We start from the raw sequence: 15,896 nt of genomic DNA, 5'->3' as shown, positions 1-15,896 counted from the left end.
TCAATAGGGTGGCTTCTTTGCTTCTATTAAATTTCGGACGACTTCTCTTCTCTTGTATATTTCTTCACTGCTGGAATAATGTCATTCCCAATAATCTCTATATTTTTCATTACATCGGCGAAAGGTACTCCACCAAAATCGATTTGTGCTAAAAACCTTTGCATCCCAAATAATTCATATTGATAGAGAATTTTCTCAATAATTTGTTGCTTACTCCCAACCATTAAAGCATCCCTTACATCGGGCGCTTGTGTGAATTGCTGAATAGGGTAACCCCCTCCACCTCTAATCGCTTGAAAGCCACCATTTAGATAAGGATACATTCCTTCAAGCGCTTCTCGAGTTGTATCTGCAACATAAAATAAACTCGTAGTTGCAATTGGATATTGGTTGGCTTGGAATCCATTATCCTCTAACGTCTGGCGATAAGCATCTACAGATATTTTGAAATTATCTGCTGGACCACCTAAGGTTGTTAATACCATTGGAATGCCCATTTTACCTGCTTTAACGGCACTAGCTGGTGGACCGCCAACACCTCTCCAAATAGGAAGTGAACCATTCAGAGGCCGTGGAAGCACTTCAGCATTATCTAATGGCGCACGGAATCTTCCCGACCATGTCACCCTTTCTTCCTCATTCAGTTGCTTTAATAAAGCCAACTTTTCCTCAAAGATATCTTCATAATGAGCCAAGTCTATACCCAATAATTGATAAGCTCCTACTCTAGAACCTCGACCCGCGACAATTTCAGCACGGCCACCTGAAAGCAAGTCAATTGTAGCAAAATCCTCATATACCCTAACAGGATCAGATACACTTAATACTGTTGCTGAACTTGATAATTTTATTTTTTTCGTTGCCTGGGCAATCGCACCAAGTACAACGGTATGTGCTTGAGTTGTAAAATAAGTTTGATGGCTCTCACCTAGGCCAAATACATCAATACCTGCTTCTTCAGCTAATTGACTTGCCTCGATGATTTCATTTAGTCTCTTTTGCGCGGATATTCGTTTGCCTGTTTTAGCATTAGGAATGTGATCACCCAATGAGTACAAGCCGAACTCCAGACCATTCTCTTTATTTATCCGGTATTTTTCCATTATTCATTCTCCTCTATAGGTTTAAGCATCTTTTCTATTTCTTCTCGGCGTTCTTCGAGGAATGGCGGAAGATCTAAAGTTTCTCCTAAATGCACGAGATCGGTATCAATTGTGAACCCGGGACCATCTGTCGCAATTTCAAAAAGGATACCATTAGATTCTCTAAAGTATAGGCTTTTAAAATAATAGCGATCGATAATACCATTTGTTAAAAAACCTTTTTCTCTTACTTTACTTTCCCAATATTTCAGTTCCTCTTCGTCTTTTACTCGGATTGCTAAATGATGAACACTGCCTCGTCCTGGTCTCTCATCTGGTCCATCTTTTTCAATCACCACAATTTCACCGAACGGTTCTCCTGCTAATGATTGATAGACCGTTAATTTTTCTTCTTGATAAGAAATAGAGTAGCCAAACATATTCACTAGCGTGTCCTGTAACTTCTCGGGTCTTCTCACTGTCATTTCAACTGGGCCCATGCCCATAATTTGATGCTCCTTAGGGATAAGTGATTGAGACCAACCTCTCCAAAATGACAGGCTTTGCTCAGAGACAATAAGCACTAATTGCAAGCCATCGGGATCTTCAAATGATAGACTGGGGCGTTGCGTATATTCTGTAATTTCTCCATGTTTTACTTTTAATTGCTTAAAACGTTCAGACCAAAACAGTAAACTCTCATAGGATGGAACAAGTAATCCAATGCGGGTAATACTATTTGTTCCTTTATGGGTTCTACCTGCCATCGGTATTTCAAAAAATGTTAATTCTGTGCCTGGACTTCCGATTTCATCTCCGAAAAACAGATGATACATAGAGGGATCATCCTGATTTACAGTCATCTTAACCCGTCTTAAACCAAGTATATTCTTATAAAAGTGATTATTTTTATTCGCATCCTTTGTAATCATAGATGTATGATGATGACCTGCAATGTACGTCATTTAATCCTCTCCTATATAATGGATTTTTTCTTCTGATCACTATTTTTTTGTAGTTTTGATAATAACTGATAAAGAATCTTCTGCTCATCCTGTGAGAGTGATTCATCAAAAAAGGAAGTTTGAAAATGTAATTGGGCCTCATATGCAGCAGCTAGTTTAGTCTTCCCTTTTGCTGTGAGAGAAATTTTTTTCGTTTTCCATTTTACTGCTTTTATAATCAATCCTTCTTTTTCTAGTTTTGAAAGCATTCTAGATACCCCCCCTTGGCTTACCGTTAATTTATCAGCTAGCTCTTGTTGGGTAATGGGTTCGTAAGCTGCTATCTGTGTAAGAACATCAAACTGGGAAGCAGTTAATTGATATTTTTTTAAAAACTCATTAGATAATAAGTTACTTTGATGTGTAAATCTAGCTATCCTCATCCATAATAAAGACCCTAAAGTATGCTTTTTCATTTTTAAAGTCACCTCGTTGTATTTATCACTTTACCACTCAATTGATTTATCTTCAAGTAAAATATCTCGAATTAATAATATATTTTTTTCAAATTCATGCTACATTTACAAATAAAACGGGAAGTATGTACTTATGAAAGGGGGAATGGAGTCATGAATACTGTAGCGATTATTTTAAATCCTCATGCAGGGAACAAGAAATTATTAAATCAAATCGAAGAAATTGAAACAGAATTAAAAGAAACTTTTACAAATGTGAAAATATATCAAACAAAACAGGAGGGTGATGGCGCTAAATACGTGGAAAAACTTGCGTCTTCAGTAGATTTAATTATCGGCGCTGGCGGAGATGGAACAATCTTTGAACTAGTCAATGCATTAGCACCATTGCAAGTGAGACCAGCATTTGCTATCTTACCTGGAGGCACATGTAATGATTTTTCAAGAACCATTGGCATAAATCAAGAACCAAGATTTGCCGCCAAACAGATTAAAGAAAAAAAGATAAAACAAATAGATATCGGTACTTTTAATCATCAATACTTTTTGAACTTCTGGGGAATTGGCTTAATTTCAAAAGTATCAGAGCAAATGGATAATAATAGTAAAAGACTTGGTAAAATGTCTTACTATATCCAAGCGTCTAAGCTTATTTTTCAAAACGAAGTCTTCCATTTAAAAATCGAAAGTGATCATTGCACCTATGATGATGATGCTGTCATGGTCGTAATAGGAAATGGCTCTTATTTAGGTGGGATGCAATCCTTCTTTCCTCAAGCAAATATCCAAGATGGCTTACTTGATGTGTTAATTATTAAACAAGCGAGTATGCAAAATTTTTGGACGTGGCTCCAATCACAAGTAAATGACGATTATCCAGATAAAAATAATGATGAAATCGTCTATTTTCGTACAAAATCATTAAAGATAGAAGCACAACCAATTCAAAAAATTGATTGTGATGGAGAATTAATTGACGAAACACCCTCTACAATTTCTATCTTACCTCAACATTTGACAATGTTAGTCGGTGATGTTTGACTAGGAGAGTCTGCTCAACATATATTTAGGAGAGCAGACTCTCTTGTCAACTTCAGTAAGGATAAGTTTCTTACTTGGATTGCTCTAACTCAACTGCCCACTCTTTTCGGTATTCATTGTGAGGTGGGATAAAGACCGCTTCATGACTACCCCTTACGACTGAAAAATGATCAACATTATAGTGACCATGAAGGGTTTGATTATGGTGAGCAATGATTTTCTCAGCAGGTAAAACTTTTGAATTAATTGTCGAGTGTCCATCTTTGATTAAAGTAACATCAAAACCATTAACAGTTGCATATCGAACAGCTGTATCAATACAATACTCCGTTTGACATCCTGCAATAATTAGATGTTGAACACTCCTCTCTTTTAAGTAATTTAATAAACCAGTTTCGTAAAAAGCATTCGTCGCAAGTTTATTAAACATTTTTTCAGAAGATTTTTCAGGTACCTTAATTAAATGATGTACTTGAAAGCCAGCTCCACTTCCACCGCCAACATCTAGATCTCTTATAAATATAACGTCAATATCATTTTTTTCCGCTTGTTCAATTAATATATTTATTGTAGTAATCAGCTGCTCTTTTTGATAGACCGGCTTTTGACCGTTTTCCCCCTCAATTAAAGCTTCTTGTGCATCAATTATTAATAAAACTTGATTCACTTCTACATCTTCCTCTCTATTATTACTTAAACTATACTCATTCCTGCTCTTATTGAAATACTCCTTCTTTACTTAAAGAAAAAATGAAAAATTAAATGAAGTTCTCTTTCGTCACTACCAATCAGGAAATTTGCACTGTATCTAGGAAAAAAATATAGGTATAATAATAAAGGTGGCAATAATGTAATGTATATAATAGACTGCCATGCATATAATAATAGAAAGAAGGGACAACCTCTATTATTTTTCATTAAAAAGGAGTTTTCACATATGCTTGATTCAATAGAAAGACAATTGATGGAAAGAGAATTGCATTTTTTGCAAGATATGAAAAAACATATAACTAACCCCCAAGATCCAAGAAATCATATTATCGATGAACATATCTCTCTTTTGCAAGAAGTGATCGATACTGATCAAGTTGTCGAGTAAATGTGGTGGTTTCCCAATGTCAAAAAAACTTTCTAGCATTCATAATCTTTTAAAAACTTTTCCTTTTATTGCTTGAGCGAGACATTTATTTGATCCATAGATGTTTCTATGATAAGGAAAACTTCTAATTTCCTATGCCCCAAACCTACTTAACTCCTCCATTACCTACCCACTTGATACCTTTCGTAACTGTTGATTAATCAATACAAGCTCAATCAGTACAGATTTTTCATGACTTTTTAATTAGGTGCAAAAATTTTTAGTAAGAAGCGTTCCCCTCCTTATTCTTCCTATCATTTGCCCATAAAGAAACTGCACCTCCATTTGTTAGATTGTTTTCTAACAATTGAGATGCAGTCCAATTTGTTCAGATGAATGATTCATCCTATGCTTCTACACATTTATTTGTGGCTTTTCCTCACGATTGGCAAAAGTGAAAAAGAGGGTAAAACCAATAAAGGATGTAACGAACAAAATAGCTCCCATCGGTATAGCTGTTGATTCATTCAACCCTACTAATGGAGAAACCGTCGCTCCTACCACAAGAGGAAGCATTCCTAAAATGGCACTTGCACTGCCTGCTCGATGTCCTTGGAATTCCATTGCTAATGTAAACGAACTTGTCAAAACCATTCCCATTGAGAGCATATAAATAAAGATTGGAATGACGATTAATGCAAGCGGTCCTTTTATAATCGTCATCAAAAGTAAGAATAATGTCGACGATGCAGCAACTGTGACTGCTATTTTTAACAATTTTTTCTCTGTCACTTTTCCGCCTAAACGACCTACGATGGAGCTCCCAGTTATAATTGCAAGTCCATTTATGCCAAATAGAATACTAAATACTTGCGGTGAGACACCATAAATCCCTTGATAAACAAACGGCGTACCTGAAACATATGCAAAACTTCCTCCATGAACAAATCCAACGATTAAAGCATAGCTAATAAAAGAACGGTCTGTACTCAACTCTGCCATTGTCCGAAACGTGGATCTTAAAGAGCTTGGTCTACGCTTCTCTACAGGTAAGGATTCCTTAAGTTTTAAAAATACAATTAGAAAAATGATTAACCCTATGATTCCTAAGCTTATAAATATCCAATGCCAACTCGCAGAAGGAAAAAGCAAAATGCCTCCCCCTGCAATGGGAGCGACTAACGGAGCAACCGCATTAATGACCATCAATAACGCAAAAAATTTCGTTAGTTCTCTTCCACTAAATGTGTCTCTTACAACCGCTCTCGATAAGACAACTCCCGCAGAGGCAGTCGCTCCTTGCAAAAATCTTGCAATAACAAGGGTTGTAATATTAGGGGCAACCGCACATAAAAAAGAGGCACCAGCAAAAAGTAGAATAGAAATTAAAAGTGGTTTTCTCCTTCCTTTTGCGTCACTAATCGGACCAATCACCAATTGTCCAACAGCCAAACCAATTAAACAAGCCGTTAAACTCAATTGGACCATAGAAGCCGATGTCTCTAAGTCCGAAGCAATGCTCGGAAAGCTTGGTAAATACATATCTATATTTAATGGTCCTAATGTCGCTAGCATCCCTAAAAGTAATGCTAGTATCAATCGTTCTTTCCCTTTTGGATTATGAGTCAATGCACTCCCTCCTTTCTAATATAGGTAAGAGCTCAACTAGCTTATTGATTTCATAAGTGGGTGTAATGTCTGTATCATTAGCTACTTTTGCAACATTCATCCAACAAGCATCCATTCCCGCAGCAAGACCACCTTTTATATCAGCTACTAAAGAATCACCAATGATGAGTGCTTTTCCACAATTAAACTGATCTATACGCTGGAAACAATAATCGAAGTATGCTTTCATAGGCTTATGAAAACCAGTTTCTTCTGAGATAAAGATATTTTTAAAATAAGGAAACAACCCGGAATCACGTAACCTGCGATTTTGCGTTTGCGCTACACCATTCGTCATAATAAAAAGTTCATATTGCGTCGATAGTTGTTGAATAAGCGAGAGCGCACCATCTAATTGTTCATGTCCTTCGGATAAGAAATTGCGGTAACTCCGTTCCATTGTTAAGCCGTCTACTTGCTTTCCATAAAGTCGGAAGAACTCGGTAAATCTCGTGTTTAAAAGTTCCTCTTTGCCAATCTCTCCCCGTTCATGCGCATGCCATAACCCTTTATTAAACCGGTGATAATCCCCTTTTAACTCATCAGTTAATACGATATTTTCTTGTTCAAACAAACGCTCTAATGCTCTTTTTTCCGTATGTCTAAAATCTAATAATGTGTCGTCCACATCAAAAAATAAATATTGATACTTTTTCATATATAGCCTCTCCTGTTGTTTCATTCATATAGGGACGAACCAGCCATTTCCTTCAGGCCCTCCCAATCTTTAATCTGAATCCATTTGTCTTTTCTTTCAATTAAACCAAGTTCACTAAACTGTTGAATCACTCGATTTAAGTGGCGATAACTCGTTCCAATGAGATTAGCCGTATCTTTTAAATTTTTTGTACTATGCATACCCGTCACTAATGAGTGTTCCTCATCAAATGAATGCGATAATAAATAGCTAGCTAGTCTGACTTCTACTGGATAAAGCACATTCAATTTTAAAAAATTTGACTTTGCATTAAATTTATCCGTAATAACCTTTAGCAAAAACATGAGAAACGGTGAATATTGTTCGCAATGTTTACGGAGAAATTTATAAGGGATTTTTATAACTGTTACTGAGGATACCGCTTCAACCGTATTGATAATATCAATGTTTTGGATATATTCAATATCCCCGATCAACTCAATCGGTGTTTGAAATGAAAGTACAAGTGTTTTTCCTTCCATAGATGTCGTAAATACTTTTGCTTTTCCTTTTACTACGATGTACAATGCCTTCGCCTGTTCTCCTTGTCTACAAAGCTGCTCTCCCTTTTCTACAGTATGCAAGCTCAGATGAGGATACAGCCTTTCCGGTAACACCTTGTGCAGATTATATTTATCCATATAAAACTGAACGTCCACTCGACTCATGTCCAACACCCATCTCCTCTTCATTCCTTTTCTTATTTAAAGATAACAAACATTTTTTGAAAAGGACATATGTCCCAATCATTCGTACTTTAATAAAAAAATAACAATGAAGAATGTAAGGAATTGATTATTTTTTATGAAGAAAATTGTGGGAGGATGTGAAAGGGGGAACAAACAATAACCTACAAAAAACGTGAGCCAAATGAAATTCTATTTAAAATCCTCATTTGCCAAATCACCTGAAACTGTTATAGCCGTACGCGAACCATCGCCAACAGCAATCGCTACTTGAGAAGGAGATATAAATGCAGCGTCACCAGTCGCATACACACCAAATATAGTCGTCCGATTATGAATATCACGAACTACTCTACCATTTACATCTTTCTTGCAGCCTAATCCATATAAAATGGTGCCATTATGTTCCCATCTTGGACTGACAAAAAGAGAATCAACCCTTTCAGTTCTACCATTTGTAAAGAGAATAGCAGAAAGACTTCCTGCTTCTCCAACTAATTCCTTAATCGGAAAATCTATGATAAGGATTTGTTTACTTTGTAACTGATCCCTTGTTCTACTATCTATCGGAAAACCATTGGTACATACTACTATGTGTTTAGTTATTTGGTGAATAAGTTTGATCAAATGAAGCGAACCAAGATGATCGTATAAAACAGCAATTTTCTTCTCTCTCAACTCCCAACCATCACAATAAAAACAATTATGCACACTTTTTCCATACAAGGGGGTTAATCCTTTAATTTGGGGTAGTCTTTCTCTAATTCCGGTTGAAACGATGATTTTTCTTCCTTCGAATACTTCTTTATCTAACGTCACTATAACGAAAGATTGGTCATTTTTCCTTGCATGGATTACTTCATGATTTTTTATTGTAACAGAAGGGTAATGCATGATTTCCTCATAAGCTGTCTGTCTAAACTGTTCTACTTCTATGCCATCACGTGTCAAAAAACCATGTGAATAGGTGGTAAATCGGTTCCTCGGACGATGATGATCAAGTATCAGTACAGTTCTATTTGCTCGACCTAATACTAAAGCTGCGCTTAACCCCGCCGGACCACCGCCTATAATGATACAATCATACATCATGCTCGTCCAACCCCCTTATAGATCATTCAGTAAAAGCTACTTTACCATCCTATGCAACGGCATTTTAAAATATCCTCTCCTTTTACTTAGAATCATATTTTGCATTCGGACATCGTTAATATCAATAACTAAACTTAATTCCATCAAAAAAATCTAAGTAATCGTGATGATGCAATGAAAAAGAAATGAAGAAAACATTTGAACTATTTTTTTGGAAATACTCACGATAAAAGTCCCCCATTATACAAGAATTCTTGTTCTTCCTTGTTATTCTAAGGAAATTCTTCAACAAAAACCCTTCTTTTCTCCTCTATCAAAAAAAATAGAAAATAGTTACTATTATGTTGAAAAATAGATTATTTATTAGATGGTTCCGAGCGAAGGTTAAAAAATGAATACAGAGGAGTTGTGTCGATTTTGATAAGGAAAATTACTTTTTTATGTCTTACTATTATCCTCGTTATTTCTTCTTTACCAAGAATTTATCATGCAGAGGCAGCAGAAACGAATCATTTTCCAAGTCCTTTTAAAAGCAAAGTAGATATTCGCTTATTGGGGACGACTGATATCCACACCCACCTTTCCAACTACGATTATTATCAAGACAAAGAAGTGGAGGATTTCGGACTGGCAAAAACAGCCACATTAATTAAAGAAGCAAGGGCAGAGAAGAGTAATAGCTTTCTTTTCGATAATGGTGATCTGATTCAAGGGAATCCTCTAGGGGATTATAAAGCTAAAATCAATCCAATCAAACCGGGAGAATTACATCCGGTATTCCAAGCTATGAAGCTTCTAGATTATGATGCTGCTACTGTAGGGAATCATGAACTTAATTATGGATTATCATTTTTAAATGAAACATTAAATGATGCCCCCTTCCCTTATGTAAATAGCAATGTCTATCACGTAAAAAAAGGGAAAGGGAAGGAAAAACAGTATTTCCAGCCATACAAAATCATTAGAAAAATAGTAAGAGATGAGAGGGGATTTCCTCACTTATTAAATATCGGTGTAACTGGTGTAGTGACACCACAAATAACTGAATGGGATAGAGCGAATTTAGAAGGGAAAGTCTATACGAAAGATATCGTCCAATCTGTTAAAGAAACCATTCCTAAAATGAAAAGAGCGGGTGCTGATCTAGTTATTGTCCTTGCCCATTCTGGAATGGGAACGGAAAATTATACAGAGATGGATGAAGATGCTACATATGCGCTAACAAAGGTAAAAGAAATCGATGCTATTATTTCTGGTCATAACCATAAGCTCTTTCCAGGAGACTTTTCAGACTTACCGGGAGTTAATGAAGAGAAAGGGACAATTAATGGTGTACCAGTTGTCATGCCTGGTAACTGGGGTAATCATTTAGGTGTCATTGATTTATCGCTTACCACTTCCTTTGGACATTGGAAAGTAAACAATGTCCAGTCAGAATTGCGAAGCGTTTATAATGCAGAAAGCGAAACCAATACAATTTCCGATCCAGATATACTTGATGCCATCCAACTTTCTCATGAACAAACGTTAGAATATGTGAGGCAACCTGTTGGCAATACGACTGCTAATATTCATAGTTACTTTGCATTAATAAAAGATGATCCCTCCATTCAAATTGTTACAAATGCACAGAAATGGTATTTAGAAAAACAACTAGCAGGTACACCAGAAGAAGGTACTCCAATTTTATCTGCTGGAGCTCCTTTTAAAGCTGGTGGACGTAATGGAGCAAATTATTATACTTATATACCTGAAGGGACGATAGCGATTAAAAATGTCGCTGATTTATATTTATATCCAAACACGGTTGCAGCCATTAAAGTCACCGGCGCTGATATAAAAGAATGGTTAGAAATGTCTGCTGGTCAGTTTAATCAAATCTTACCTGGTGAGGAACAAACACAACCTTTAATAAATGAGCAATTTCCAACATATAACTTTGATGTGATAGACGGAGTCACTTATGAAATTGATGTAACAGAGCCTGCCAAATATGATACTGAAGGAAAGTTAATCAATGAAAATGCGAATAGAATCAAAGGATTAAGCTATAATGGTTCACCGATTAATCTTGAGCAAAACTTCATTGTAGCGACTAATAATTATCGCGCAAGTGGGCAGTTCCCAGGTGTAAGGAACCAACAATCAGTTACTATGTATCCAGATGAAAACAGACAAGTAATCATTGATTACATTCTTGAGCAAGGCACTATCGATCCTACGGCAGATAATAACTGGACATTCACGTCTGTTTTAAATACACCAAACATTCAATTTGAGTCGTCCATAGAGGCTAAAGATTTACTTAATGAAAATAGCCCCATTCAATATATTGGGCCAAGTAATAATGGATTTGGTCTATACTCCATCACAATAGAATAGAGAAGTATTGTTTTTATAAAGAGGCTTCGAGCAAACCTCTTAGCCTCTTTATTAAACTAACAATCATTTGAGAGGAGTGAGTTTACATCAGATGACTACGACCAAGAACTTTTCTATCTTACCCGAAGAGAATCGATTAAATAATATGCACCTCCACCAGATACTCCTAAATATTTCTGATGGCTGCTATTATTTAAACAAGGATATGCAACTTTTATTTGTTAATCGTTCAGCAGAAAATATGTTTAATATCGTAAAAGACGAAATACTAGGCAGAAATATTAGTGAGGCTATTCCAGATTTATGTAGGAAAGTATGTAAACAATTATATCAATCATACAAGAAGCAAAAAGGGATTAGCTTTGACCTTTCATATGCAAATACTAATTATTTTAAAGTGAAAACAATACCCGATACAAAAGGTCTTCTAGTTATTATGCAGGATATAACAGAGACGAAGAAAGAAAATGAAAGAAGAGCTTACTATGAAAAATTAAGGTTAATTGGGGAAATGGCAGCTGGTGTAGCCCATGAAGTACGTAATCCATTAACAACTGTGAAAGGCTTTCTTCAGTTAGTAGAAAAAAATGAAGATTTACTAAAATACCAAGAAATTTTTCTATTAATGATTAATGAAATTGATCGTGTCAATTCCATTATTAGTGAGTTTCTAGATATGGCCAAGAATAAGCCTAGTCGAAAAGAGAAGGAACATCTCAACGAAATTATTCAATCTATCTACCCATTGCTAGAGACGAGAGCCATTAAAGAAAATAAAAAAATCCATCTTCAGCTGCACCCTTTACCACTATTAAATTTAGATCAAAACGAAATCCGTCAGTTAATCATTAATATGGTAAATAATTCTTTAGATGCAATGAATGCGAAAGCATCTATACATATCCGTACATACTTAGATCGTGGTCAAGTCGTATTATCTATAACAGACGAAGGTGCAGGAATTGCCCCTGAAGTAATGAACAAGATTTCTACCCCCTTTTTCACAACAAAAGAAAAGGGAACTGGTCTTGGGTTAGCTATCTCGTTTGCCATTGCCAAAAGAAACAATGCTAATATTGATTTTACTACAGACTCTTCTGGGACAACCTTTTCCATTCGTTTCACGATTCAAGATCATTACTAATTATTCAAAGGGGTTGATTTTCATTCAACCACTTTTTTTATTCCCAAGTTCTGCTGCGATTAATTTCACTCTTTTGTACAAAGGCTTTCTCTAAATCTATATCTAATTTATTCGCTAGCTCGCACACATTCCATACTACATCATATAGCTCTAAACCTAGGCGTTCTTTCACCACTTCCTTATCCTCTTCCCATGAAAGTGATAATACTTCCTTTGCCACTTCACCTACCTCCGTCATTAGAAAGAGTGCACGAGCCTCCACGCTGTTTTTATCAAAGCCTTTTTTCTTACTAAATTGTCCAACCTCTTTTTGTAACTCTGCTATATTAATCATTCGACGCTTACCTACTCCCATGTTTTATTCAATTGCTCGCGATAAAAATGAATTGCTTTTTGATAAGCAGAAACTGATTCATCCCTTGAAGTATTAGCCAATAATCTCAACAAATGATTCATCGCTAATTCATGTTCCTCTAAGTTATATAAAGTCATCGCTAAAAATGTTACTAGTGCACCGTTATGGGGAAATTGATTGATTCCTTCCTCTAATATTGCTTTAGATTTTTCATATTCCCCTAATGTTCTAAGTGTACTTCCTAAACCAATATAAGCCCCTTCCAATCCCTCTTTTAATCCCTTTTGAATGGCCTTTTCATAAAGGGGCACAGCCTTTCTTTCTTCACCGAGCAAGTCGTAACTCCAAGCACTTTGATATAAAAGGTTTGCATCATCGGGGAAAGATTCCAACATCTTTAAAAATCGCTGATTAGATAATAACCATTGACCTTCTTTTCTTAACCTTAGCGCTTCTATTATCTCTTCTTGCATACTTGCCTCCTCCCTTCATTTATACACGAGGCAGAATGTATAAATAAATCCAGGGATTATGATGTATGTCCCCAGCTTCACTTCTATTTTAATTTACCGACAATCACTTCAAGGTCAATCGTGATTTCATTAAGATCACCTTCAACAAATAACCTCTTCGTATTTTCTTGTCCACTCCATGTGAGGGGTGTCATCTTCACAAGTTGTTTCTTCTCCTCACCACTAAGTTCAACAGTGTAATGCAAACTTTTTTGACTGATAACATGAAAATGTTCTTTAAACAGTTGTAGTATCTCTTGATTATCATAGTGATTATTTTTCGATAACACACTTCTTAACTCAAATAAATAATTAGGTCGAGGCACAACTTTAATTACGATGCCACCCTTTCGTAACACCCTTTTAAACTCCTGATAATTAGAAGGTGATAGAATATTTAATAGCACATCTACAGAATGGTCCGTGAAAGGTAGATTCGCCAAATCCCCAACAAGCCATATCCACTCATCATCATTGCCAGCTGCCATTTTAACTGCTTCTTTAGCAATATCTAAACCGACTCCTACATACTTCTGCTCAGTTACATTTAGCTTTTCTAAGATCATATGTAAATGCGAGCCTTCACCGCAACCAGCATCAGCAATCATCTGTCCTGGACTAAGCTCCTTTATATGCGAAATGATTAATTGTTGTAACGGATTGTATAGTTTTGTTTTTGTGATGATTTGTTTTCTTGCTTCAAATAACTCCTTATCATAATGACTGTTTACTTTATGCGTTAAGACGTTGATATAGCCCTGCTTTGTAATATCAAAACTATGACGATGGCTACAGATTAGTCGACTATTGTCTTCCACCTTCAAATCTCCCTTACAAATAGGACATCTTAATGGTGAATGCAAACGTGTTATTTGCTCAATTCTCTTCTGCTTTTTATTCATGGTTCATTCCTTTCTCACTTTAGTGGGTCATATAGTTAACGTCGAACGAATAATACGCCTCCACAATGAGAGATTTGCTTATAATCTACTTTAAACTTTAATGCTACTAATTCTTCCTTTATTTCCTCATAGACGGTATAAAATTCACTATGATCCCAATCCTCATAACTTCTGTTTTTACATTGATCATGCGCACTTCTTGTTTCAAAGGCAATATCTCCAATAATAATTGACCCTCCTTCATGCAACGAAAAGGATAGCTGTTGAATCCATTCAATTTTTTTTCTATCTGTTACATGATGAAGTGCATAGGTAGAGATAATGGCATGAAATTTTTCCTTCTCAAATTCGAATGGAAGACCTTCTTCCATATTTCTTTGAAAAAGATAAGCGTTTGGCATTTTTTCCTTTGCAATGGCAATCATTTCTTTTGAGAAATCAATTCCATAGATGCTATGACCGTCATCGTACAATCGCTTTGTTAAGGTCCCCGTGCCAAACCCTACATCTAAAATGGTTGATGACGGGTGATGTCCTGCCATATGATATACAAGATTAATTACGTCTTGATAACCAGCAAAAGGATAAGCCTCTTTTCCCTCAGATAATTTTACGGATTGATCATACTCCTTCGCCCATTCATCGAACCCTCTATGATTTAATACCAATTAAACATCCCCCCGTACCTCTATTTTTTTATCACCTGCACATTGTTCTATTTAATAATTACTTCCTGTTTCATCTCGAACACTTCTCTCCATTTTGATTATATTTAGTTTATCACAAGCAATGGGAGCATTGGGATGCCGTATGATGAAATTGCTTTCATTGTTGTAGTTTAGGTGGAAACTTTGATTCCCTTTCATCTAAAGGTGGCTGTAAAACAAACACGTTTTAAGTCATAATCAGTTCATATACCATTAAAAGAGAATCACTCAATAAGAACCTAAAAAAAATATCACAGGAACCAAGAGATTGAGATAATTTATCAATAAAAAAACCCAAACACGTTGAGTTTGGGTTTCATTTACATATGGAATTATAACTGCAAGTATAAATAGTATATTAAAATGCTGCTGTCCAGCCAGCGTCAGCTGTAATGACCGTACCATTCACGAAGCTCGATTCATCAGAAGCTAAAAATAAAGCCACTTTCGCAATTTCTTCCGGTGTTCCGACACGTGGCATCACCGCTGATGCTAGTTGCGTACGGCTCATACCAAATTCATTCGGTTGTTTTAATGCAGTCCCAATATTTGTAGCCACCCCACCAGGAGCAATAGCATTACAACGGATTCCTTCTTTTGCATACATAAAACCAGTGTTTTTTGTTAAGCCAACAACTGCATGCTTAGATGCTCCATATGCTGCCCCAGCATGCGCACCGTTTAAACCGCCTGTTGAAGCTGTGTTTACAATCACGCCTTTTCCTTTTTCAAGGAAAATCGGGATAGCTTTGCGCATAGCTCGCATCACACCTTTTGTATTGATATCAAAGATAAGATCCCATTTTTCATCTGTAATGTCTCCTACAGGTTCCATTGCATCCATAATACCTGCATTATTCACTAAGATATCTAATGTACCGTATTCTTCTACAGCAGCATCAATCATCCCTTCAACTTCATCTAATTTAGCAATATTTACTCCAAGAGCTAGTGCTTGTCCACCACTCGTTTTAATAGCTTCAACAACCGCTTCTACACCTGCTTTATTTAAGTCGACAGCAACCACTTTTGCACCTTCTTTTGCGTATAACTCAGCAATTGCTTTTCCCATACCAGATGCCGCACCTGTTACAATGGCTACTTGATCTTTCAGTTTCATAGAAAATTAC

Annotated in this window: 17 protein-coding genes; 4 read left to right on the top strand and 13 right to left on the bottom strand. The window is 36.1% G+C overall.

The window, feature by feature from the left end; all coding sequences use genetic code 11:
- Positions 1–26 precede the first annotated feature (26 nt).
- Genes MKX67_RS05610 through MKX67_RS05600 form a run of 3 tightly spaced genes read right to left on the bottom strand, consistent with a single transcriptional unit; the run spans position 27 to position 2,502 of the window.
- Complete coding sequence (locus MKX67_RS05610) at positions 27–1,103, bottom strand: LLM class flavin-dependent oxidoreductase (RefSeq protein WP_251162889.1); 1,077 nt, start codon at positions 1,101–1,103, stop codon at positions 27–29.
- A complete protein-coding gene (locus MKX67_RS05605) occupies positions 1,103–2,047 on the bottom strand; it encodes a ring-cleaving dioxygenase (RefSeq protein ID WP_224934977.1) in 945 nt (314 codons plus the stop codon). The genes MKX67_RS05610 and MKX67_RS05605 overlap by 1 nt, the downstream gene beginning before the upstream one ends.
- A gap of 11 nt (positions 2,048–2,058) precedes the next feature.
- The gene (locus MKX67_RS05600; protein ID WP_224934975.1) at positions 2,059–2,502 is read right to left on the bottom strand and encodes a MarR family transcriptional regulator; all 444 of its coding nucleotides are present in this window, start codon (positions 2,500–2,502) and stop codon (positions 2,059–2,061) included.
- 153 nt (positions 2,503–2,655) lie between these two features.
- On the opposite strand from MKX67_RS05600, the gene MKX67_RS05595 reads away from it, so the two are divergent.
- The gene (locus MKX67_RS05595) at positions 2,656–3,543 is read left to right on the top strand and encodes a diacylglycerol kinase family protein (RefSeq protein ID WP_251162888.1); all 888 of its coding nucleotides are present in this window, start codon (positions 2,656–2,658) and stop codon (positions 3,541–3,543) included.
- 70 nt (positions 3,544–3,613) lie between these two features.
- On the opposite strand, the gene MKX67_RS05590 is transcribed toward MKX67_RS05595, so the two are convergent.
- Positions 3,614–4,210 carry an isochorismatase family protein gene (locus MKX67_RS05590; RefSeq protein WP_342489006.1) on the bottom strand — a complete coding sequence of 199 codons (597 nt, stop codon included), beginning with the start codon at positions 4,208–4,210 and terminating at the stop codon, positions 3,614–3,616.
- A 270-nt stretch (positions 4,211–4,480) separates the two neighbouring features.
- Between MKX67_RS05590 and MKX67_RS05585 the strand changes: the two genes are divergently transcribed.
- Complete coding sequence (locus tag MKX67_RS05585; protein WP_224934970.1) at positions 4,481–4,642, top strand: hypothetical protein; 162 nt, start codon at positions 4,481–4,483, stop codon at positions 4,640–4,642.
- Between the two features lie 393 nt (positions 4,643–5,035).
- Here MKX67_RS05585 and MKX67_RS05580 read toward each other — a convergent pair whose 3' ends face one another.
- The 4 genes from MKX67_RS05580 to MKX67_RS05565 all read right to left on the bottom strand — a co-directional run bounded on the left by MKX67_RS05580 (position 5,036) and on the right by MKX67_RS05565 (position 8,764).
- Complete coding sequence (locus MKX67_RS05580) at positions 5,036–6,250, bottom strand: Bcr/CflA family efflux MFS transporter (RefSeq protein ID WP_224934968.1); 1,215 nt, start codon at positions 6,248–6,250, stop codon at positions 5,036–5,038.
- Entirely contained in the window at positions 6,240–6,947 is a 708-nt protein-coding gene (locus MKX67_RS05575; protein WP_224934966.1) for a YjjG family noncanonical pyrimidine nucleotidase, read from the bottom strand. The genes MKX67_RS05580 and MKX67_RS05575 overlap by 11 nt, the downstream gene beginning before the upstream one ends.
- A 20-nt stretch (positions 6,948–6,967) precedes the next feature.
- Positions 6,968–7,654, bottom strand: coding sequence for a Crp/Fnr family transcriptional regulator (locus MKX67_RS05570; protein WP_224935721.1), 687 nt, complete (start codon positions 7,652–7,654; stop codon positions 6,968–6,970).
- Between the two features lie 210 nt (positions 7,655–7,864).
- Positions 7,865–8,764 (bottom strand): NAD(P)/FAD-dependent oxidoreductase, encoded by a 900-nt coding sequence (locus MKX67_RS05565; RefSeq protein ID WP_224934964.1) that lies wholly within the window; start codon positions 8,762–8,764, stop codon positions 7,865–7,867.
- 417 nt (positions 8,765–9,181) lie between these two features.
- On the opposite strand from MKX67_RS05565, the gene MKX67_RS05560 reads away from it, so the two are divergent.
- Together MKX67_RS05560 and MKX67_RS05555 are read left to right on the top strand one after the other, a co-directional pair.
- Positions 9,182–11,146 carry a bifunctional 2',3'-cyclic-nucleotide 2'-phosphodiesterase/3'-nucleotidase gene (locus MKX67_RS05560; protein WP_251162886.1) on the top strand — a complete coding sequence of 655 codons (1,965 nt, stop codon included), beginning with the start codon at positions 9,182–9,184 and terminating at the stop codon, positions 11,144–11,146.
- A 91-nt stretch (positions 11,147–11,237) separates the two neighbouring features.
- Positions 11,238–12,290, top strand: coding sequence for an ATP-binding protein (locus MKX67_RS05555; protein ID WP_251162885.1), 1,053 nt, complete (start codon positions 11,238–11,240; stop codon positions 12,288–12,290).
- A 37-nt stretch (positions 12,291–12,327) separates the two neighbouring features.
- Here MKX67_RS05555 and MKX67_RS05550 read toward each other — a convergent pair whose 3' ends face one another.
- The 5 genes from MKX67_RS05550 to MKX67_RS05530 form a co-directional block, all read right to left on the bottom strand.
- A complete protein-coding gene (locus tag MKX67_RS05550) occupies positions 12,328–12,624 on the bottom strand; it encodes a MazG-like family protein (protein WP_224934958.1) in 297 nt (98 codons plus the stop codon).
- A gap of 11 nt (positions 12,625–12,635) precedes the next feature.
- Positions 12,636–13,118, bottom strand: coding sequence for a tetratricopeptide repeat protein (locus MKX67_RS05545; RefSeq protein WP_224934956.1), 483 nt, complete (start codon positions 13,116–13,118; stop codon positions 12,636–12,638).
- A gap of 83 nt (positions 13,119–13,201) precedes the next feature.
- A complete protein-coding gene (locus tag MKX67_RS05540) occupies positions 13,202–14,059 on the bottom strand; it encodes a putative RNA methyltransferase (RefSeq protein WP_263624093.1) in 858 nt (285 codons plus the stop codon).
- 35 nt (positions 14,060–14,094) lie between these two features.
- Entirely contained in the window at positions 14,095–14,727 is a 633-nt protein-coding gene (locus MKX67_RS05535) for a class I SAM-dependent methyltransferase (RefSeq protein WP_224934952.1), read from the bottom strand.
- Between the two features lie 397 nt (positions 14,728–15,124).
- Complete coding sequence (locus MKX67_RS05530; protein WP_251162884.1) at positions 15,125–15,886, bottom strand: SDR family oxidoreductase; 762 nt, start codon at positions 15,884–15,886, stop codon at positions 15,125–15,127.
- Positions 15,887–15,896 lie beyond the last annotated feature (10 nt).

Source organism: Cytobacillus sp. FSL W7-1323 (assembly GCF_038595015.1).
GTDB lineage: Bacteria > Bacillota > Bacilli > Bacillales > Cytobacillaceae > Cytobacillus > Cytobacillus kochii.
This window is presented reverse-complemented; position numbering and strand designations above follow the sequence as displayed.

Bases quoted from the DNA above. Each gene is read 5' to 3' on its own strand.
- MKX67_RS05540 (WP_263624093.1), bottom strand. From the start codon at position 14,059: ATGAATAAAAAGCAGAAGAGAATTGAGCAAATAACACGTTTGCATTCA.
- MKX67_RS05605 (WP_224934977.1), bottom strand. From the start codon at position 2,047: ATGACGTACATTGCAGGTCATCATCATACATCTATGATTACAAAGGAT.
- MKX67_RS05555 (WP_251162885.1), top strand. From the start codon at position 11,238: ATGACTACGACCAAGAACTTTTCTATCTTACCCGAAGAGAATCGATTA.
- MKX67_RS05585 (WP_224934970.1), top strand. From the start codon at position 4,481: ATGCTTGATTCAATAGAAAGACAATTGATGGAAAGAGAATTGCATTTT.
- MKX67_RS05570 (WP_224935721.1), bottom strand. From the start codon at position 7,654: ATGAGTCGAGTGGACGTTCAGTTTTATATGGATAAATATAATCTGCAC.
- MKX67_RS05610 (WP_251162889.1), bottom strand. From the start codon at position 1,103: ATGGAAAAATACCGGATAAATAAAGAGAATGGTCTGGAGTTCGGCTTG.
- MKX67_RS05595 (WP_251162888.1), top strand. From the start codon at position 2,656: ATGAATACTGTAGCGATTATTTTAAATCCTCATGCAGGGAACAAGAAA.
- MKX67_RS05575 (WP_224934966.1), bottom strand. From the start codon at position 6,947: ATGAAAAAGTATCAATATTTATTTTTTGATGTGGACGACACATTATTA.
- MKX67_RS05545 (WP_224934956.1), bottom strand. From the start codon at position 13,118: ATGCAAGAAGAGATAATAGAAGCGCTAAGGTTAAGAAAAGAAGGTCAA.
- MKX67_RS05530 (WP_251162884.1), bottom strand. From the start codon at position 15,886: ATGAAACTGAAAGATCAAGTAGCCATTGTAACAGGTGCGGCATCTGGT.
- MKX67_RS05550 (WP_224934958.1), bottom strand. From the start codon at position 12,624: ATGATTAATATAGCAGAGTTACAAAAAGAGGTTGGACAATTTAGTAAG.
- MKX67_RS05565 (WP_224934964.1), bottom strand. From the start codon at position 8,764: ATGATGTATGATTGTATCATTATAGGCGGTGGTCCGGCGGGGTTAAGC.
- MKX67_RS05600 (WP_224934975.1), bottom strand. From the start codon at position 2,502: ATGAAAAAGCATACTTTAGGGTCTTTATTATGGATGAGGATAGCTAGA.